At 73.1% G+C, this 19,430-nt stretch carries 18 protein-coding genes and 1 pseudogene; 14 read left to right on the top strand and 5 right to left on the bottom strand.

Annotated elements, in window-relative coordinates; all coding sequences use genetic code 11:
• Window positions 1–74: 74 nt before the first annotated feature.
• From O7603_RS19115 to thpR, 3 genes are all read left to right on the top strand, one after another.
• Window positions 75–1,355 carry an MFS transporter gene (locus O7603_RS19115; RefSeq protein WP_281571170.1) on the top strand — a complete coding sequence of 427 codons (1,281 nt, stop codon included), beginning with the start codon at window positions 75–77 and terminating at the stop codon, window positions 1,353–1,355.
• Window positions 1,356–1,507: 152 nt separating this feature from the next.
• Entirely contained in the window at window positions 1,508–2,017 is a 510-nt protein-coding gene (locus O7603_RS19110) for a hypothetical protein (protein ID WP_281571169.1), read from the top strand.
• A gap of 28 nt (window positions 2,018–2,045) precedes the next feature.
• The gene (thpR, locus tag O7603_RS19105; protein ID WP_281571168.1) at window positions 2,046–2,624 is read left to right on the top strand and encodes an RNA 2',3'-cyclic phosphodiesterase; all 579 of its coding nucleotides are present in this window, start codon (window positions 2,046–2,048) and stop codon (window positions 2,622–2,624) included.
• A 104-nt stretch (window positions 2,625–2,728) separates the two neighbouring features.
• Here thpR and O7603_RS19100 read toward each other — a convergent pair whose 3' ends face one another.
• The 4 genes from O7603_RS19100 to O7603_RS19085 form a co-directional block, all read right to left on the bottom strand.
• On the bottom strand, window positions 2,729–3,715 hold the full coding sequence (locus O7603_RS19100) for an aldo/keto reductase (RefSeq protein WP_281571167.1): 987 nt from the start codon (window positions 3,713–3,715) through the stop codon (window positions 2,729–2,731).
• Window positions 3,716–3,793: 78 nt separating this feature from the next.
• Entirely contained in the window at window positions 3,794–4,876 is a 1,083-nt protein-coding gene (gene sepH / locus O7603_RS19095) for a septation protein SepH (protein WP_281571166.1), read from the bottom strand.
• A 186-nt stretch (window positions 4,877–5,062) separates the two neighbouring features.
• On the bottom strand, window positions 5,063–6,190 hold the full coding sequence (gene serC, locus O7603_RS19090; RefSeq protein ID WP_281571165.1) for a phosphoserine transaminase: 1,128 nt from the start codon (window positions 6,188–6,190) through the stop codon (window positions 5,063–5,065).
• Between the two features lie 271 nt (window positions 6,191–6,461).
• The gene (locus tag O7603_RS19085) at window positions 6,462–7,568 is read right to left on the bottom strand and encodes a citrate synthase 2 (protein ID WP_281571164.1); all 1,107 of its coding nucleotides are present in this window, start codon (window positions 7,566–7,568) and stop codon (window positions 6,462–6,464) included.
• Between the two features lie 283 nt (window positions 7,569–7,851).
• Between O7603_RS19085 and pdxH the strand changes: the two genes are divergently transcribed.
• The 8 genes and pseudogenes from pdxH to O7603_RS19045 all read left to right on the top strand — a co-directional run bounded on the left by pdxH (window position 7,852) and on the right by O7603_RS19045 (window position 15,079).
• On the top strand, window positions 7,852–8,499 hold the full coding sequence (gene pdxH, locus O7603_RS19080; protein ID WP_281576734.1) for a pyridoxamine 5'-phosphate oxidase: 648 nt from the start codon (window positions 7,852–7,854) through the stop codon (window positions 8,497–8,499).
• Window positions 8,496–9,788: pseudogene (locus O7603_RS19075) on the top strand (MFS transporter); the annotation flags it as partial. The gene pdxH and the pseudogene O7603_RS19075, both read left to right, overlap by 4 nt.
• 102 nt (window positions 9,789–9,890) lie before the next feature.
• A complete protein-coding gene (locus O7603_RS19070; RefSeq protein ID WP_281571163.1) occupies window positions 9,891–10,820 on the top strand; it encodes an aldose 1-epimerase family protein in 930 nt (309 codons plus the stop codon).
• A gap of 126 nt (window positions 10,821–10,946) precedes the next feature.
• On the top strand, window positions 10,947–11,549 hold the full coding sequence (locus O7603_RS19065; RefSeq protein WP_281571162.1) for a nitroreductase family protein: 603 nt from the start codon (window positions 10,947–10,949) through the stop codon (window positions 11,547–11,549).
• 188 nt (window positions 11,550–11,737) lie between these two features.
• The gene (locus O7603_RS19060) at window positions 11,738–12,043 is read left to right on the top strand and encodes a type II toxin-antitoxin system VapB family antitoxin (protein ID WP_091593012.1); all 306 of its coding nucleotides are present in this window, start codon (window positions 11,738–11,740) and stop codon (window positions 12,041–12,043) included.
• 146 nt (window positions 12,044–12,189) lie between these two features.
• Window positions 12,190–13,365, top strand: coding sequence for an acyl-CoA dehydrogenase family protein (locus tag O7603_RS19055; protein ID WP_281571161.1), 1,176 nt, complete (start codon window positions 12,190–12,192; stop codon window positions 13,363–13,365).
• A 119-nt stretch (window positions 13,366–13,484) separates the two neighbouring features.
• The gene (locus O7603_RS19050; RefSeq protein WP_281571160.1) at window positions 13,485–14,258 is read left to right on the top strand and encodes a DUF4230 domain-containing protein; all 774 of its coding nucleotides are present in this window, start codon (window positions 13,485–13,487) and stop codon (window positions 14,256–14,258) included.
• Between the two features lie 428 nt (window positions 14,259–14,686).
• On the top strand, window positions 14,687–15,079 hold the full coding sequence (locus O7603_RS19045; RefSeq protein ID WP_281571159.1) for a hypothetical protein: 393 nt from the start codon (window positions 14,687–14,689) through the stop codon (window positions 15,077–15,079).
• 515 nt (window positions 15,080–15,594) lie between these two features.
• Here the strand turns inward: O7603_RS19045 and O7603_RS19040 are convergent.
• Window positions 15,595–15,804 carry a PspC domain-containing protein gene (locus O7603_RS19040; RefSeq protein WP_281571158.1) on the bottom strand — a complete coding sequence of 70 codons (210 nt, stop codon included), beginning with the start codon at window positions 15,802–15,804 and terminating at the stop codon, window positions 15,595–15,597.
• 603 nt (window positions 15,805–16,407) lie between these two features.
• Here O7603_RS19040 and O7603_RS19035 point away from each other — a divergent pair.
• The 3 genes from O7603_RS19035 to O7603_RS19025 all read left to right on the top strand — a co-directional run bounded on the left by O7603_RS19035 (window position 16,408) and on the right by O7603_RS19025 (window position 19,427).
• The gene (locus O7603_RS19035) at window positions 16,408–17,778 is read left to right on the top strand and encodes an L-serine ammonia-lyase (RefSeq protein ID WP_281571157.1); all 1,371 of its coding nucleotides are present in this window, start codon (window positions 16,408–16,410) and stop codon (window positions 17,776–17,778) included.
• A 73-nt stretch (window positions 17,779–17,851) separates the two neighbouring features.
• The gene (locus O7603_RS19030; RefSeq protein ID WP_281571156.1) at window positions 17,852–18,679 is read left to right on the top strand and encodes an ABC transporter permease; all 828 of its coding nucleotides are present in this window, start codon (window positions 17,852–17,854) and stop codon (window positions 18,677–18,679) included.
• Window position 18,680: 1 nt separating this feature from the next.
• The gene (locus tag O7603_RS19025) at window positions 18,681–19,427 is read left to right on the top strand and encodes an ABC transporter ATP-binding protein (RefSeq protein ID WP_281571155.1); all 747 of its coding nucleotides are present in this window, start codon (window positions 18,681–18,683) and stop codon (window positions 19,425–19,427) included.
• The last annotated feature ends 3 nt before the right edge of the window (window positions 19,428–19,430 follow it).

Here is a 19,430-nt window from a genome sequence, read left to right as displayed (position 1 = left end):
CACGCGCCCGCGCCGCCGGGTCCGCGCCGTCCGCTGTCGATGACGCGTACGAGCGGCAAGGAGGCGCACCTAGAGTGCAGGCCAAGCTGAGCACGATGTTCCAGTCCCTACAGGTCCGCAACTACCGGCTATTCGCGTCCGGGCAACTGATCAAGCTGATCGGCGTCTGGATGATGTTCATCGCCCAGGACTGGCTCGTTCTCGAGCTCTCCGACAACTCCGCCACCGCGCTCGGCGTGGTGACCGCGCTCCAGTTCACCCCGGTTCTGCTGCTCACCCTGCTCTCGGGCCGGCTCGCCGACCGGTACGACAAGCGCTTCCTGCTCTTCGCCGCCAACACGCTCTGGACCCTGCTGGCGCTGGGCATGAGCCTGCTGGTCCTCACCGACCTGGTCCAGCTCTGGCACGTCTTCGCGTTCGCCGGCCTGCTCGGCGTCGCCAACGCGGTGGAGACGCCGGTCCGGCAGGCCTTCGTCTCCGAACTCGTCGGCACGCCCCTGCTGCCGAACGCGCTCTCCCTCAACGCGGCCGTCTTCAACTCCGCCCGGATCGTCGGGCCGGCCGTCGCCGGCCTGGCCATCGCCGCCTTCGACGTCGGCCCGGTCTTCCTCTTCACCGCGCTCAGCTCGATCGCGCCGCTGGTCAACGTGGTCCGGATGCGGACCTCCGAGCTGCATCGGGACGGCCTGCCGGCCCGTGGCGACCGGGACTCGGCCCGGGTGATCGACGGGCTGCGGTACGTCTGGCACCGTTCCGACCTGCTGCTGCCGATGGTGGTCATGTCGGTGATCGGCATGTCGCTGTTCAACTTCTCGCTCACCCTGGCCGCGCTCGCCAAGACCGTGTTCAACACCGGGGCCGCCTCGTTCGGCCTGTTCAGCACCGCACTGGCGTGCGGTGCGCTCTGCGGCGCGCTGAGCGGCACGGGGCGCCGCAGCCGCCCGTCGGTCTGGCTGGTGCTCGGCGCCGCCATCGGATGCGCCAGCTTCGGCATCCTGGTCGGCCTCGCGCCGACGTACTGGATGGTGGTGGCGCTGCTGGTGCCGACCGGCTTCTTCATGGTCTTCTTCGCCCAGGCCGCCAACCAGCGGGTCCAGCTGGGTGTGGACGCCGCGTTCCGGGGCCGGGTGATGGCCCTGTGGGTGCTGGTGTTCCTGGGGACCAACCCGGTCGGGGCGCCCCTGATCGGCTGGGTCGCGGAGACCTACGGCGCCGGCGCCAGCATCTGGATCGGCGGCGTGCTCTCACTGATCACCGCGCTGCTCGCACTGACCTGGCAGCTGCGTCGCGCCGGGGCCCGGCTCCGGTTCCGGGTGCTGCCGCTGCCCCGCTTCTACGTCACCTCCACCGACTGACGAGCGCCGTGGGGCCCCGGTCGTCGCGATCCACGCGGCCGGGGCCCTTCCGGCGTACGTGCGCCGGTGGGCCGGACCCGTCCGGTTGAGCGGATGGTGCGGATGCCGCCAATCCGGTGGCGGAGCGGCAGGATGGGGCTTAGCGTCGATGCGTGGGAGTCGGACGCGCGCTGCTGCTGGCCCTGGCGTTCCTCGCCGTGGCCAGCTTGCCCGCGCTCTTCGCCCTGATCTTCTGCGCCGACGAGATCCTCGACCGGGTGGTCTGCGGCTACACCGAATGGCGGGACCGCCGCCGGGAACGGCGCACCATCGCCCGGCTCGACCGGGCCATCGAGGCCGACGCGCTGACCCGCGACATCGACCTCTCCGCGTTCGACCGGGAGGACCGGCGGCCGTTGGAACAGCTCGCCGCCGACCTGCGCCGGCTGGGCAGCCAGCGGCTCGGCGGGAGCGGCCGGTCGATGGTCTGGCACGGCGCGGTGCTCCAGGCGTACGACGACCGGCTCCGGCTGGCGTGCCGGGCGCTCGGCATCACCGAGCACCTGAGCGAGCTGGCCGGCGTCGACCAGGAGATCGAGCGGGTCCGGGTCGAGGGGCTGCTGCACGCCGCCGGGCTGGCCCTGCCGGCCGCCCGGGCCGGCCACCGCCAGCGGCACCGGTGAGCGGCGCGGGCGGGGTGCGGGAGCCGGCTTGAGGCTCTTCGTCGCGGTCTGCCCGCCGGCGGAGGCGGTCGCTGACCTGACCGCCCAGATCACCCAACTCCGGATCGGCGCGGCGGCCGCGGCCGGCACCAATGTCCGGTTGGCCGACCCGGCGCACTTCCACCTCACCCTCGCCTTTCTCGGCGACGTCGAGGAGGGGCGGCTGGTGGAGGTGGAGAGCGCGCTCGGGTTGGCCGCCCAGTGGTTCCGCGAGGACCGGGACTCCGCGCCCCTGCTGCGGCTCGGCGGCGGCGGCCGGTTCGGCCGGGGCCGGTTCACCGTCCTCTGGGTCGACGTGCGCGGTGAGGCCGAGGCACTGGCCGTCCTGGCCCGGCTGATCCGGTCCCGGCTACGGGCAGCCCGACTGCCGCACGACGACAAGCCGTTCCGCGCGCACCTGACCATCGCCCGCCCCGGCGACCGGGTGGACCGGGCCGACCTCGACGCGGACCGGGTCGCCCTGGACGGCTACCAGGGGCCGGAGTGGCCGGCGACCGAGCTGCTGCTGGTGCGCAGCCACCTCGGCCCCCGGCCCCGCTATGACCGGCTCGCCGCCTGGCCGCTCTGACGGCCGCACGTTGCCGGTCTCCCGCGCCGGTTTCCCGCGCCTGGCCAACCCGCGCCGGTCTCCCGCGCCCGCAACCCGTCAGCCAGCGAGCGGCGGCCGGTGCGTCACCAGGCCCACGCCTCCGGACCCGGGCCGCCCTTGCCGACCGGCGGGAACAGCTCGTCCAGCCGGGCGAGGGTGGCCTCGTCGAGCCGGACGTCCAGCGCGCCGAGCGAGCGGTCGAGCTGGTCCACGGTGCGCGGACCGATGATCGGGGCGGTCACCCCGGGCCGGGAGAGCAGCCAGCCGAGCGCCACGTCCGCCGGGTCGTGGCCGAGGTCCGCGCAGAGCTTCTCGTACGCCTCGATGGTCGGCCGGTGCTCGGCGAGCGCCTCGGCCGAGCGACCGCTGGTGCCCCGCGCGGCGCCGCCCTCGGCCATCTTGCGCAGCAATCCGGCGAGCAGGCCGCCGTGCAGCGGCGACCAGGGGATGACGCCCAGCCCGTGGTGCTGCGCGGCGGGGATCACCTCCAGCTCGACGTGCCGGGTCAGCAGGTTGTAGATGCACTGCTCGGCGACGAGGCCGAGGAAGTGGCGCTTCCCGGCCGCCTCCTGCGCCACCGAGATGTGCCAGCCGGCGAAGTTGGACGATCCGACGTAGAGCACCTTGCCCTGCGCCACGAGCGTCTCCATCGCCTGCCAGATCTCCTCCCACGGCGTCGTCCGTGCGATGTGGTGCATCTGGTAGAGGTCGATCGTGTCGGTCTGCAGCCGGCGCAGCGAGTCCTCGCAGGCCCGGACGATGTGCCGGGCGGACAGGCCCCGCTCGTTGGGCCACTCGCCCATCTTGCCGTAGACCTTGGTGGCCAGCACGACCTTGTCGCGCCGGCCGCCGCCCTGGGCGAACCAGCGGCCGATGATCTGCTCGGTGATCCCCTCTCCGGTCTGCCAGCCGTAGACGTTCGCGGTGTCGAAGAAGTTGATCCCGTGCTCGAGCGCGCGATCCATGACGGCGTAGCTGTCCGGCTCGCTGGTCTGTGGCCCGAAGTTCATGGTGCCGAGGCAGAGGCGGCTGACCGACAGGCCGGTGCGGCCAAGATTCGTGTACTCCATGGGCTCAGCCTGCCACCGCGGCACTTCGAGTGCCTCACGCCGGACGGGCGGCTGCGCGCCACCCGCCCGACGCGTGGGTCAGGAGGACTCGCGGGCGGCCGGCCCGCTGCCGAAGAGCACGTCGTCCCAGCTCGGCAGGCGCTTGCGCGGCTTGCCCGAGGCGTCGGTCGACTCGCCCCCGGCGGCGGCAGCCGCCGCGCCGGTGCGACGCGGCCGGAGCACGGCCAGCGACGGCACGGCCGGCACCTCCTTCGGCGCGTCCGAGTCGTCGTCGAAGGCCGACCCGGGACCGCCGCCGAGCAGCGCTGCGGCGCCACCGCCGACCGCCCGCTGCCGCGGCGCGTCGGACCCGGCCAGGGCGGCCGGCGTGCGCGGCTCGAGGCTCCGGCCCGACGACCCGCCCAGCGGCCGGTCGAGGGAGGCGAGCAGGGCGTCCCGCCCGGCCCGGATCGGGTCGCGGCCGGGACGGGGGTGCTCGGCGGGACCGGGCAGGCCGTGCCCGCCCCGGCTCGGCTCGCCGCGCGACGGGCCCGGCAGGGCGTGCCCGCCCCGCTCCGGCGCCGGCTCCTGGCCGAGGATCGGCGTCGGGCGCTCGGCGCACAGGTATTGCGCCATGTCGTCGTGCGGGGCCACCGCCTGGCGGGTCTTGTCCAGATCCCAGACCGCCTGAGCCGTCGCCTTGCCGGACGGCCAGGTGGCGATGATCCGCCAGGTGCCGTCATCGCGCCGGTAGGCGTCCCACGAGATCTTCTCGGTGTCGATGCCGTGCTGGGCCAGCCGCCCGTTGACCACCTCGGCGAGCGGGGTCGGCTTCTCCGCGCCCTTGAGCCGGGTGCGGCGGGCGTGCTGGGCGAGCATCGCCCGCTCCTGGAGTACCGGGCCGGCGTAGCGCAGCACCCGGTCGACCGGGACACCGGCGATCCGGGCGACGTCCTCGGCGGACTCGCCGGAGCGGATCCGGGCCTGGATGTCCCGGGGGGACAGGGAGGGGGCCGGGTCGGCGGCGGCCGGCGCGACCGCGAGCGGCGGGGCGCCCGGCTCGGCGTGCAGCGCGGTGGCGATGCGTTCGTCGATGGGCAGGGCGAGCAGGCGCCCCACCTCGTCGGTGAGCACCAGGGCCTGGCCGTCCTCGGAGAGGGCGACGAAGCGTACTGGGCGCATAGCGTTGCCTCCGTCCCGCTTCGTTGGCCGCACGCCACGGGTCGGCCACCCGGGCTTCTCGGACCACCGTACGCTGATCTGCCCTGAGGTGGGAGACGCCACGCCCGCATGTCGTGGATGAGCAGCGGCGACGATCACGGTGGGTGTCCGCGGCGCGGGGCCGTGGACACCCACCGTGATCCCTGACTAGAGCCGCTCGACCACGTAGTCGATGGACGCGGTCAGCGCCTCGACGTCGGCCGGCTCGACGGCCGGGAAGAGCGCGACCCGCAGCTGGTTGCGGCCGAGCTTCCGGTAGGGCTCGGTGTCCACGATGCCGTTTGCCCGCAGCGCCTTGGCGACCGCCGCCGCGTCCACGCCGTCGGCGAAGTCGATGGTGGCGACCACGTTGGACCGCAGCGTCGGGTCGGCGACGTACGGGGTGGCGACCGCGGAGCGCTCGGCCCAGCCGTACACGATGGCGGCGCTCTCGGCCGTGCGCTTGGCCGCCCAGCTCAGGCCGCCCTGGGCGTTCATCCAGTCGGTCTGCTCGGCGGCCAGGAAGATGGTGGCCAGCGCCGGGGTGTTGTACGTCTGCTCCAACCGCGAGTTGTCGATCGCGGTGACCAGGTCCAGGAAGGCCGGGATGTAGCGGCCGGACGCCTTGATCTCGGTGGCCCGCTCCAGCGCGGCCGGCGACATCAGGGCCAGCCAGAGGCCGCCGTCGGAGCCGAAGCACTTCTGCGGGGCGAAGTAGTAGACGTCGGTCTCGCCGACGTTCACCTCCAGCCCGCCCGCGCCGGAGGTGGCGTCGACCAGCAGTAGCGAGCCCTCGTCGGCGCCGGGCACCCGGGAGATCGGCACCGCCACGCCGGTGGAGGTTTCGTTGTGCGGGGTGGCGTAGACGTCCACGCCCGCCTCGGCGACCAGGGTGGGGGCGCTGCCGGCCTCCGACTTGCGGATGGTCGGTTCGCCGAGGAACGGCGCGTCCTTGACGGACTTGGCGAACTTGGCGCCGAACTCGCCGAAGCTGGCGAACTGGGCCCGGTCGCGGATCAGGCCGAACGCGGCGACCTCCCAGAACGCGGTGGTGCCGCCGTTGCCGAGCACCACCTCGTAGCCCTCGGGCAGGGCGAAGAACTCGGCGATGCCGCGCCGCAGCCGCGCCACCTGGTCGCGGACCGTCTTCTGCCGGTGGGAGGTGCCCAGGTAGCTGGTCGCCACGTCGGCGAGGGCGGACACCGCCGCCGGACGGACCTTGGACGGCCCGCAGCCGAACCGCCCGTCGGCGGGCTTGATCTCGTCGGGAATCCGGATGGTCGGTGCGTCAGCCACGGTCTTCAAGATCCTTCCGCATGGGCCGAGAGCCCGGTGAGCTGGCGGGCGCGGACCGGCGGCGGGCGTGTGGGCGCGCGGCGGCCGGGATCCGAGCCTGGTCCGGCGGCACTGCCGAGTCTTCATCCTCCCATCTCCGGACGTTCGCCTCGCGGCTGGTCCCGACCACCGGGCTGAGGCGTACGCCACAGCCCGGCGCCCGGGACGGGACATGGAGAAGGGCCCCGCGCCGGCGCCGAGGCGCCGGTCGCGGGGCCCTTGTGGCGGAGTCTCAGACGCCGTGCGGGATGGCGTCCCAGCCCTCGACCTCCTGCGGCTTGCGCGGGGCGGGGCCGACGTAGCGGGCGGACGGGCGGACCAGCCGCTGGAGCTTCTTCTGCTCCAGGATGTGGGCGCTCCAGCCGCCCATCCGGGCGCAGGTGAACATCGAGGTGAACATGTGCGCCGGCACCTCGGCGAAGTCGAGCACCACGGCCGACCAGAACTCGACGTTGGTGGCCAGCACCCGGTCGGGCTTGCGGGCGTGCAGCTCGTCCAGGGCGGCCTTCTCCAGCGCCTCGGCGATCTCGAACCGGGGCGCGCCCAGCTCCTTCGCCGTCCGGCGGAGCACGCGGGCGCGCGGGTCCTCGGCCCGGTAGACCCGGTGCCCGAAGCCCATCAGCCGCTCGCCGCGGTCCAGCACGCCCTTGACGTACCCCTCGGCGTCGCCGCTGCGCTCGACTGCCTCCAGCATGCTCAGCACGCGCGACGGCGCGCCGCCGTGCAGCGGGCCGGAGAGCGCGCCGATGCCGGAGGAGATGCAGGCGGCGGCGTCCGCGCCGGTCGAGGCGACGATCCGGGCGGTGAAGGTGGAGGCGTTCAAGCCGTGCTCGGCGGCCGAGATGAAGTACGCGTCGACGGCCTTGACGTGCCGGGGGTCCGGCTCGCCACGCCAGCGCTTCATGAAGCGCTCGACGATGGTCTGCGCCTTGTCGATCTCCTTCTGCGGCACCGCCGGCAGGCCCAGGCCGCGGGCCGACTGGGCGACGAAGGAGAGCGCGGTCACCGACACCCGCGCGAGGTCCTCACGGGCCTGCTCGTCGGAGATGTCGAGCAGCTGGTTGAGACCCCAGTACGGGGCGAGCATCGCGACCGCCGACTGCACGTCGACCCGGATGTCGCCGGAGTGCACGGGCACCGGGAACGGCTCCGCAGGCGGCAGGCCCGGCCCGAACCGGCCGTCGACCAGCAGCGCCCACACGTTTCCGAACGAGACCTGGCCGATGAGATCCTCGATGTCGACCCCGCGATAGCGCAGCGCACCGCCTTCGCGGTCGGGTTCGGCGATCTCGGTCTCGAAGGCTACGACGCCCTCCAGCCCGGGTTTGAAATCGGCCATCTCGCGCTCCTGGATCTGGTCGGTGCGCCTGATCAGGCTCAACGCGGCCCAGCCGGCCGAGCACCTTAGGCGACCCTCAGGGATGTGTTCGGAACATCTTGCCTGCTGAGTAACCCACTACGCGACCCGTTGCGACTGTGCTGCACGCGACATCCCCCGACGCGCATCCGGGCGTCGGCTCGGCAAGACTGGGCGGTGCGGGTTCGGCCAGTCTTCCCGGCTGTGGGCCGGCCCGGCGAGGAGGAGTGGGAACGTGACGGGCGACACACCCGCCCCGTCCGCGATGCGTAACGAGTACGCCGCGGATGTGGGCCTTTCCGAGGCCGACCTGGCCGGCGACTGGCACACCCAGTTCGCCCGCTGGTTCGCCGACGCGGTGGCCTTCGGGCTCCCCGAGCCGAACGCGATGATCGTCGGCACCGCCGACGTCTCCGGCCGGCCGAGCGCGCGGACGGTGCTGCTGAAGGGGTACGGCCCGGAGGGCTTCGTGTTCTTCACCAACCACGCCTCCCGCAAGGGCACCGAGCTGGCCGCCAACCCGTACGCCAGCCTGGTCTTCCCCTGGTTCCCGATGCAGCGGCAGGTGGTCGTCGCCGGCGCCGTCGAGCCGGTGGACCGGGCGGAGACCGACGCCTACTTCGCCACCCGGCCGCGCGCCTCGCAGATCGGCGCCTGGGCCAGCCCCCAGTCCCAGGTCGTGCAGGACCGGGAGAGCCTGGAGGACCGCTACCGCGCCGCCGCGGAGCGGTTCGCCGAGGTCGGATCGATTCCCGCCCCGGCGCACTGGGGAGGGCTGCGGGTCCGCCCCGACTCGGTCGAGTTCTGGCAGGGTCGCGCCGGCCGGCTGCACGACCGGCTGCTGTTCCGTCGCGCCGCCGAGGGCGCCTGGACCGCCAACGGCCCCTGGACCGTCGAACGGCTCGCGCCGTGACGGGAGTGCAGGAGGCCCGGCAGCGCGAGGGGCGCCGCTGGGCCATTGACCTACGCCCGCTCGGGGTGCCCGCGTACCGGCGGCTCTGGCTCGGCAACGGCATCGCCATGTTCGGCTTCCAGTTCACCGCGGTGGCCGTACCGGTGGAGATGTACGCGCTCACCCACGACTCGTTCTGGGTCGGCCTGCTGGGCGTCGCCGGATTCGTCCCGTTGCTGGTGTTCGGGCTGTGGGGCGGTGCGGTCGCCGACGCGCGGGACCGGCGCCTGGTGCTGCTCGGCGGGTCCGCGCTGCTCTGGGCCTCCACGCTGGGTCTGCTGCTGCAGGCGTTGTTCCGGGTGGGCAGCCCGGTGCTGCTGCTGGTCCTCGTGGCGGTGCAGTCGACCGCGTTCGCGATCACCTCGCCGGCCCGGAGCGCCATGCTGCCTCGGCTGGTGCCGGACGACCTGGTCCCGGCGGCGAGCACGTTGAACTACACGACCTTCACCGCCGCCTCCGTGGTCGGTCCGCTCGCGGCCGGACTCATCCTCACCCACTGGGAGGACCCGCAGGTCGCGCTGCCGATCGCGTACGGGGCGGACGCGCTGCTCTTCACCGCCATGGTCTGGGCCGCGCTGCGGCTGCCGTCTCTACCCCCGGAGCCGCACCCCGACGGCGGGGCGGGCCGGACCCGGTCGGGGTTGGCCAGCGTCGTCGACGGCTTCCGCTACCTGGCCACCACCCCGGTGCTGCTGCTGTCGTTCGCCGTCGACCTGATCGCGATGATCCTGGCCATGCCCCGGGCGCTCTTCCCGGAGATCGCACACGAGCGGTTCGGCGGCGGCGGGTCGGTCGGTTGGCTCTTCAGCGCCATCGCCATCGGCTCGATGATCGGCGGCCTGACCTCCGGCTGGATCGGCCGGCTGCGCCGGCAGGGGCTCGGGCTTGTCGTCGCGGTGGTCGCCTGGGGGCTGGCCATCGCGGCGGCCGGGTTCGCCCACCAGCTCTGGCTCATGGTCCTGCTGCTCGGGGTGGCCGGCGCGGCCGACCTGGTCAGCGCGGTGCTGCGGCAGTCGATGCTCCTGGTGTACGCGCCGGACCGGATGCGTGGCCGGCTCCAGGGCGTGAACACCGTGGTGGTCGCGGGCGGTCCACGCCTCGGCGACCTGCGGGCCGGCGGGATGGCCGCCGGATTCGGCGGCGGGGTGGCGTGGGTGGCCGGCGGATTCGCCTCGGCCGTGCTGGTGGTGCTGCTCGCGGTCGCCTTCCCGGCCCTGCTGCGCTACCGGGCTGCGGCACCGTCGAGTGGTGACGAGGTCGCGGCGGCGGCCGGCGGCGAGCGGACCGTGCCGGCGTCGGACGGCCGGGCCGCGTCGAGCGGCGACCGGGACTGATTGGTTAGGGTCGCCGACATGGACACCCCTGACCAGCGTCCGCCCTCGGGCACCCAGTGGACCATCTCGTCCGGCGGCCACGAGGCCGTCATCGTCGAGGTGGGCGGCGGGCTGCGGACGTACCGGCACGACGGCGTCGAGTACGTCGACGGGTACGCCGAGGACGAGGTCTGTCCCGGCTGTGCCGGCCAGGTGCTGGCCCCGTGGCCGAACCGGATCCGCGACGGGCGGTACACCTTCGGCGAGCGGTCGCACCAGCTGCCGCTCAGCGAGCCACAGCGGCACGTGGCGATCCACGGGCTGGTCAACTGGGTGCCCTGGCGGCTGCTGGAGCAGTCGGCGGACGCGGTGACGGTCGGCTACGACCTGCCGCCCCAGCCGGGCTATCCGTGGGCGCTGCGGCTGGTCAGCCGCTGGAGCGTCGGCCCGGGCGGGCTGCGCGCCGAGCACGAGGTGCGCAATCCCGGCGGCGAGGCGGCGCCGTTCGGCTTCGCGCCGCACCCGTACCTGCAGCTGCCCGGGGTGGCGGTGGACGACCTGGTGATGCGGCTGCCGACCCGGACCCGGATGGTGGTCGACTCCCGGCTGCTGCCGGTCGCGGCGACCGAGGTGGCCGGCACCGAGTACGACTGGACCAGCCCGCGCCGGATCGGCGCCGCGCGGCTCGACCTCACCTTCGGCGAGGTGATCCGGGACGACGACGGAGGCTCGGCGGTGAGCCTGGCCGCGCCGGACGGTTCGGCGGGCGTGACCATCTGGGCGGACCGCGAGTTCGGGTGGTGGCAGGTCTTCACCGGCGACGCGCTCACCGGCGACCGGCACCGCCGCTCCGTCGCGATCGAGCCGATGACGTGCCCGCCCGACGCGTTCCGGTCCGGCAAGGACGTGATCGCGCTGAAGCCGGGCGCGACCTGGCGCGGCGTCTGGGGCGTCCGGCCCGGCGCCTGACGCGGGCGCGCCGGGTTCGGCTGGCACCGGGGCGGCGCGCGTCGGCCACTGTTCGCCCTGCTGGCGGCGGTGGGGCACTCGGCGACGGCGGTGTTCCGGTGAGCGTCGACGGGCAGGAGGAGTGGCATGGAGTTCGCCGAGGTGGTCCGGCGCCGGCGGATGGTGCGCAACTACGACCCGGACCGGCCGGTCCCGCCCGACGTGGTGGAGCGCCTGCTCGACCACGCCGTCCGCGCGCCCTCAGCCGGCTTCGCGCAGGGCTGGGGCTTCCTGGTGCTGGAGGACGCCGCCGACCGGGACCGGTTCTGGGCGGCGGCGACGCCGGGCGGCGGTGGTCGGGAGCGCTGGCTGGCCGGGATGCGGCGGGCGCCGCTGATCATCGTCCCGCACGCCAACCGGTCGGTGTACCTCGCGCGGTACGCGGAGCCGGACAAGGGCTGGGCGGACCGGTCCACCGAGCGCTGGCCGGTGCCTTACTGGTACGTGGACACCGGGTTCGCCGCCCTGCTGATGCTGCTCACCGCGGTGGACGAAGGGCTCGGCGCCTGTTTCTTCGGCATCCCGCCGCAGCGGCTGGTGGCCTATCGGGACGCGTTCGGCGTGCCGGAGGAGTACCAACCGATCGGTGCGGTGACCGTGGGTTACCGTGCCACGGACCATCGGTCACCGTCGCTGCGGCGCGGGCGCCGTCCGGTCGACGAGGTGGTCCGCCGCGGCCGGTGGAGCTGAGCGGCATGCCGGATTCGCCCGGTTGGGGATCGGGCGAGCGGTAGCGAAACTGACATCAGGGAGCAGAACGCGGTGTGCGACAGGCGGCTAGGCTGGCACGGTCATCGGTGCCGCGCCGCGCGGTGCCACGCCGCGACCCGGCACGGCGCCGTCGGTCGGCCCGGCCACGGGGAGGGGAGCGTGCCGTCGTGATCTTCAGAGCGGTCCGGGACGGGCGTCCCTACCCGGAGCACAACCTGACGCTCAAGCAGTGGGCGGAGATCCCGCCGCGGCCCCTGCGCCTGGATCAGTTGATCACCACCAAGCGCGAGCTGGCGCTGGACAAGCTCCTCGCCGAGGACTCGACCTTCTACGGCGACCTGTTCCCGCACGTGGTGCAGTGGAACGGCGGCCTCTACCTGGAGGACGGCCTGCACCGGGCGCTGCGGGCGGCCCTCCAGCAGCGCAACCAGATCCACGCCCGGGTGCTGGTGCTCTCCGAGGCGGTGGAGTGACGCACGGTCCCGCCGAGCGCTGAGCCTGCGACGCGATCGCGGCCGGCTGAGCCTGCGGTGGCCGTGGCCCGCGCCGATCCTGTGTCGCCGGTCCTGCGTCGCGGTGGTCGCGGCGCGCGCCCTGAGGCTTCGTTAGGGTGGCTGCCATGAGCCAGCGCCCCACCGCCCCGCTCGACCTGCTCGACCTGGACTCCTCGCTCAGCGAGGAGGAGCGGCAGATCCGCGCCGTCGTGCGCCAGCTGATCGACGATCGGGTACGCCCCCAGGTCGCCGGCTGGTACGAGGAGGGTCAGGTGCCCGCCCGCGAGCTGGCTCGGGAGTTCGGCAAGCTCGGCCTGCTCGGCATGCACCTGACCGGTTACGGCTGCGCCGGCGCGTCGGCGGTCGCGTACGGGCTGGCCTGCCTGGAACTGGAGGCCGGCGACTCGGGCGTCCGCTCGCTGGTCTCGGTGCAGGGCTCGCTGGCCATGTACGCGATCTGGCGCTACGGCAGCGAGGAGCAGAAGCAGCGCTGGCTGCCGTCGATGGCCACCGGCGAGGCGATCGGGTGCTTCGGACTGACCGAACCGGACCACGGCTCCGACCCGGCCTCGATGGCGACCCGGGCCCGCCGCGACGGCGACGACTGGGTGCTCACCGGCGGCAAGATGTGGATCACCAACGCCCCGATCGCCGACGTCGGGGTGATCTGGGCGCGCACCGAGGACGGGGTGCGCGGCTTCGCCGTACCGATGGACACGCCCGGCGTCACGGCCCGGGAGATTCGGCACAAGATGTCGCTGCGGGCGTCGGTGACCGGCGAGATCGTGCTCGACGACGTCCGGCTGCCGGGTGACGCGCAGCTGCCCGAGGCGGCCGGGCTCAAGGCTCCGCTGAGCTGCCTCACCGAAGCCCGGTACGGCATCGTCTGGGGCGCGCTCGGCGCCGCCCGGGACTGCCTGGAGACGGCCCTGGCGTACGCGGGCACCCGCACCCAGTTCGGCCGGCCGCTCGCCGGTTTCCAGCTCACCCAGGCCAAGCTCGCCGACATGACGGTGGAACTCCAGAAGGGTCTCCTGCTGGCGCTGCACTTGGGCCGGCTCGCCGACGCCGGCCGGCTCCGGCCCGAGCAGGTCAGCGTCGGGAAGCTGAACAACGTGCGCGAGGCGCTGGACATCGCCCGGCAGTGCCGGACCATCCTCGGCGCGAACGGCGTCTCCGGCGAGTACCCGCTGATGCGGCACGCCAACAACCTGGAGAGCGTGCTGACCTACGAGGGCACCTCGGAGATCCACCAGCTGGTGATCGGGCAGAAGCTGACCGGGATCAGCGCCTTCGCCTGAGCCGCGCCGGGCCGGCCGAGCTGCGGTGATGCCGGATCGGGTCGCTCGGCGCGCGCTTGTCGTACGGCGGACGTACCGTCATTCTCAGACGGCTTTGTCTGAGGAGGACGGTGAGGGCCATGGCCCGCGACGGTGACAGCAACGAGCCCACCAGGGAGTTTCCGGGCTACCCGACCGGCGACACACTCAAGGTCCGCTCCGACGCCGCGCCCGAGCCCGGGGCGGCCCCGGAGCCCGGCCCCCGGCCCGGCGCCGGTCCCACCCGCGGCCTGCTCTGGGTGCTCGGCGCGGCGGCGCTTGCCGTGGTCGTGCTACTCGGCGTGCAGAGCACCGGGCTCTGGCCGAGCTTCCGCAACCCGTTCGCCGAGCAGCAGACCGACCGCAGCCAACCGACGTTGCTGAAGTCGATCCAGGACCTCAGCCGCTACGTCGCGGCCGAGGGCAACTTCCAGGTCGTGGTCGACCTGCAGACCGACCGCAGATACGTGCCCGAGTTCCTGCTCAACGAGCGCACGCTCTTCGTCGGGGCGGGCAGCGTCGAGGCGTACGTGGACTTCGCGAAGATCTCCGACGGGGCCGTGGTCGAGTCGGCCGACGGCAAGTCGGTGGAGATCAAGCTGCCCGCGCCGCAGCTCGGTGAGACCAACCTGGACCTGGAGAAGAGCTACGTGTTCGCGGAGAAGCGTGGCCTGCTCAACCGGCTGGGCGACGTGTTCGCCAGCGACCCGAACCGGCAGCAGGAGGTCTACCGGCTCGCCGAGGAGCGGATCACCGCCGCCGCCCGGGACAGCGGGCTCGGCGCCCGGGCCGAGGAGAACACGCGCAAGATGCTGGAGGGCCTGCTCGGCTCCCTCGGCTACGAAAAGGTGACCGTCACCTACGTCGCCTCCTGACCTACCCGGGAAGCTCGCGACACCCTCGCCAGACGCGGAAAAGCCCGGGTCGCCAGCGCGTTGCGCACTGGCGGCCCGGGCTTCGTCCACTTCTCCCCACGTCCGGCACGGGCAGCCTGGCGGCGAGGCATGGCGCCAAGCAGTTGCCAAGGTCGCGCCGCCCCCCTTGAGGGTTGTCCGACTCGAGACGGGTGGTGCTGCTCGCCGTGGCGGCGCGAGCCGGACCAGCGCTCGGGTGCTCGCGGTCGCCGTCCCGGCGCTGCCGCGCTGGTTCTCGGTCTGGCACGGGCACGAGCTAGCTAGCCGGCGTCCGTACCGTGGCCGCGCCTTGGCCTCCGCTCGTGCCCTGGGCCCAGCTCGGCTGGCGCCGTGTCGGGCCTGCGGCCTTGGCCTCCGCTCGCCACCCGGGCACTCCCTATGATCCGTACGTGCCATCCGACAGCTCCACCCCGGCCGACAGCGCCTCGGTTGGTGTCGGCGGCGGCGTTACCTCGGTCGAGGGCGTTTCGGTTGGTGTCGGCGCCAGGGCCGCGGTCGACCGGGTCGTCGCCGGGATGACCGCATGGTGGCTGGCCTTTCCCGTCGCCCTCATGGTTGGTCTGGGCATCGTTTCCCGACCCTCTTCCCAGGCCATCTGGTTCGAGGTCGGTCGGGCGTCACTGTGGGTGGGCTTGGGCGGTGCGGCGGTGGCGCCCGCCGCCGGGATCGTGGTGGCGCTGATCGGACGGCGACGGCGCGCCTGCCTGCGCTTCGTCCTCATGGGCGCACTGTCCATCACCGGGTTCGTCTGCCTCCTGATCCTCCGGGCGCTCGCGGAATAGCCCACCGCCTCGCGACGACCTCTGGAATCCGAGACGTCGAGGACGGACGCGTTTGCCACGTCCGGGCCGCCCCGCGACCGGGCCGCCCCGCGACCGGGCCGCCCCGCGACCGGGCCGCCCCGCGACCGGGCCGCCCCGCGACCGGGCCGCCCCGCGACCGGGCCGCCCCGCGACCGGGGCCGCGCAAATGGCCCGGACCGTGTCGGCGGGGACCGTGTCCGTGGCCCGGACCGTGTCCGTGGCCCCCGACCCTGGCCGCGAGTCGCTCAGCCTCGAGCCGCTTGTGCGCTGATGATCCGCGCAACTTCCCGGATGTTGTTGTCTCCGCGTCGTCCGAGGGGGCAACTTCAGGGATGTTGTCGCCTCGATCCGAAGGCTCAGGTCCCGGGGCCGGCTCGGGCTTGATGGGGCGGCTCGGTCTCGGAGGCCGGTTCGGGCCTTGATGGGGCGGGTCGGGTTCCGGGCAGGGCTCGGGCCTGGATGGGCCCGAGCCCTGGGGAAGGATGGGGCGGCGGTCAGTGGCGGGCGGTGGCCAGGTAGCGGTCCTCGTTGGGCATCAGGATCCAGAGGACCAGGTAGACGATCACCTGGGTGCCGGGCAGCAGCAGCGACAGCAGGAACAGCAGCCGGATCATGCCGGCGGACATGCCGAACCGCTGGGCCAGGCCGGCGCAGACACCGGCGAGCATGCGCCCCTGGCGGGGCCGAACCAGTTTGCGACTCATCGTCGTACTCCCACTCTGCGGCGGTACGCCGCGTCTGACATCCACGGTAGGAAGCGGTGGCCATCGCGCCCTCAGTCGGCAGGACGATCGGTGACCCGCGTACCCGTAGGTGGTTACCCGGTCCGGCCCGCGGCGACGCCCCGCGCGGCCGCGCCCACCCGCCCGCGGCCCACGCCCGCCCACCCGCCCGCGGCCAACGCCCACCCTCCCGTGCCCACCCGCCGGTGGTCGGCGCCCACCGTCCCGGGTCGTCGGGCGGTGGCGCCCGTCCGCCCCGCATCCGACACCCGACCGCCTCGCACCCGACACCCACCCGCCTCGCACCGGGCGAGATCGCGCTGGACCATGGATGTAGTGGCCTCACCTGCGGTCGGAGGCCACTACATCCGCGAAGTAGCGCGATCTTGACCGACGACGACGGCGGCGACGGTGGCGACGGTGGCGACGGGGACGTGGGCGGACCGCCGGGCGGGGTGTGACCTGGGCGGGTAGGCTCGCCGGTCGGGCACCCACACCCCGGGCGCCCGAGCGGTCGCCCGGACCCGGGCGGCCACGACCCGGCCCGGACCCGCACCACGGGGACGACGGTGAGGAAGTGCAGCCATGATCAGTGTTTTCGACCTTTTCAGCGTCGGCATCGGGCCGTCGAGCTCCCACACGGTGGGGCCGATGCGGGCCGCCCGGACCTTTGTCACCGGGCTCAAGGCCGACGGGCTGCTCGCCACCACCGCCCGGGTGCAGGCCGAGCTCTTCGGTTCCCTCGGCGCGACCGGGCACGGCCACGGCAGCGACCGCGCGGTGCTGCTCGGGCTGGTCGGGGAGGCGCCGGAGACGGTCGACACCGACAGCGTCGGCCCCCGGGTCGCCCGGATCCGCGCCGAGCGCCGGATCAGCCTGCTCGACGCGCACGAGATCGACTTCGACCCGGACCGCGACCTGGTGCTGCACCGCCGTCGCTCGCTGCCGTACCACCCGAACGGGATGACCTTCGCGGCGTACGACGAGACCGGTGCGCAGGTGCGCTCCCGCACGTACTACTCGGTCGGTGGCGGGTTCGTGGTGGACGAGGCGGCGGCCGGCGCGGACCGGATCACGCCGGACACGACGCGGGTGCGGTACCCGTTCCTCACCGGCGCGCAGCTGCTGGAGACCACCGCGGCGACCGGGCTGTCGATCAGCGAGGTGATGCTCGCCAACGAGCTTTCCTGGCGGAGCGAGGCCGACGTGCGCGCCGGCCTGCTGGAGATCTGGCGGGTGATGCGCGAGTGCGTCGAGAGGGGCTACGAGCGGGACGGGGTGCTGCCCGGCGGTCTCAAGGTCCGCCGCCGTGCCGCCGAGCTGCGGCGCAGCCTGGAGGCGGACTCCGGCGCCAGTGACCCGCTGCGCGCGATGGACTGGGTCACCCTCTTCGCGCTGGCGGTGAACGAGGAGAACGCCGCGGGTGGCCGGGTGGTCACCGCGCCGACCAACGGCGCGGCCGGAATCATCCCCGCGGTGCTGCACTACTACAGCCGGTTCGTGCCGGGCGCCTCCGACGAGGGCGTGGTCCGGTTCCTGCTCGCGGCCGGCGCGATCGGCGTGCTGTTCAAGGAGAACGCCTCGATCTCCGGCGCCGAGGTCGGCTGCCAGGGCGAGGTGGGCTCGGCCTGCTCGATGGCCGCCGCCGGCCTGGCGGAGGCGCTCGGCGGCACCCCGGAGCAGGTGGAGAACGCCGCGGAGATCGGCATGGAGCACAACCTGGGGCTGACCTGCGACCCGGTCGGTGGCCTCGTGCAGATCCCCTGCATCGAGCGGAACGCGGTGGCTAGCATCAAGGCGATCACGGCCGCCCGGCTCGCGCTGCGCGGTGACGGGGTGCATGCGGTCTCGCTCGACAAGGTCATCAAGACCATGCGGGAGACCGGCGCGGACATGAAGGTCAAGTACAAGGAGACGGCACGCGGCGGTCTGGCCGTCAACGTGATCGAGTGCTGAGCGTGCCCCTCGCGGGGCATCCGGCGTTCACCGACTGCTAACCTGTCGTCCGTTTCGAAGGCGGGAGGCGGCGGTGACCTCTGGCGTCGCGGCGTTGTGGTCGCACCGCAACTCCCTGCGCATCCTGGTCAAGCGCGATCTCGCGGTCAAGTACCAGCAGTCCGTGCTCGGCTACTTCTGGTCGCTCATCGAGCCGCTGGGCATGGGCGCGATCTACTGGTTCGTCTTCGGCGTGCTCTACTCGCGGGACACCGGGCGGCACCTGGGCGAGGCGGCGGAGTCGTACCCGCTGTTCCTGATCACCGGGATTTTCGCCTGGATGTGGACCAGCTCGGCGTTGAGCGAGGCCACCAACGCGCTCACCGGCCAGTCCCGGCTGATCACCACCATGAACGTGCCCCGGCAGGTCTTCCCGATCGGTCGGGTCACCGGCCGGTTCGCCGAGTACGCGGCCGGCCTGCCGATCCTGGTCGCCGTCGCGCTGGTGTACGCCGCCCACAGCAAGGTCGACCTGGGGTGGTCGCTGTTCGCCCTGCCACTTGCGGTGGCCGTCCAGGGCGTCCTGCTGATCGGGCTGTCCCTGCTGCTCTCCGCGCTCAACGTGCTGATGCGCGACGTCGAGCGGTTCATGCGGCTGATCATTCGGGTGCTCTTCTACGCCACGCCGATCATCTATCCGCTGAGCCTGGTCCGGGAGTCCGGCCTGCCCGGCTGGCTCAAGGTGGCGTACGAGCTGAACCCGCTGGTCGGGATCTTCCAGCTGCACCACTCGATCTGGTACCCGGACGAGTTCCCGGACGCCCGGCTGCTCGCCACCACGATCACGGGCAGCGTGCTGGTGCTGGCCCTCGGCTGGTGGTCGTTCCGGCGGCTCGAACCCGCCGTGCTCAAGGAACTCTGAGATGGCCGACCCGATCATCGAGGCGCACGGCCTCGGCATCCGGTTCGTCCGCAACCGGCGCCGGCAGCTGCGGCTGCGCGAGCTGTTCATCCACCGCGGCGGTCGCAACGCGCCGTCCGGCCAGTTCTGGCCGCTGCGGGACGTGTCGTTCGCGGTGCGGCCGGGCGAGACCGTCGGCGTGATCGGCCGCAACGGCACCGGCAAGAGCACGCTGCTGCGGCTGATCGCCGGGGTGCTCATCCCGGACGAGGGGAGCATCCGGGTCCGTGGCGACGTGGCGCCACTGCTGGAGCTGTCGGCGGGATTCTCGAACGACCTGACCGGACGCGAGAACCTGTACCTGGTCGGCGGGCTGCACGGGCTCTCGTCGGGTTACCTGAAGCGGCATTTCGACGACATCGTGTCGTTCGCGGGCGAGCAGGTCGAACGGGCCATCGACACGTCGGTGCGGCACTACTCGTCCGGGATGAAGGTACGGCTCGGCTTCGCGATCATCTCCCACCTGCCGCATCCGATCCTGCTGATGGACGAGGTGACCGCGGTGGGCGACGCGGAGTTCCGCAAGAAGTGTTACGCGACGATCGATCGTCTGCTCGGGGAGGGGCGCACTCTGGTGCTGGTGTCACACAACGAAAAGGACCTGACGCGGTTCTGTCGGCGGGGGCTCTTCCTGGACGGGGGGCGGCTGACCCTCGACGGGACCATCACGGAGGCGCTCGACGCGTACCACAGCGCGGTTCCCCGGTGACCC

Source organism: Micromonospora sp. WMMD812 (assembly GCF_027497215.1).
Lineage (GTDB): Bacteria > Actinomycetota > Actinomycetes > Mycobacteriales > Micromonosporaceae > Micromonospora.
The sequence above is the reverse complement of the archived record's forward strand: the minus strand, read 5'-3'. Positions and strand labels throughout refer to the sequence as shown.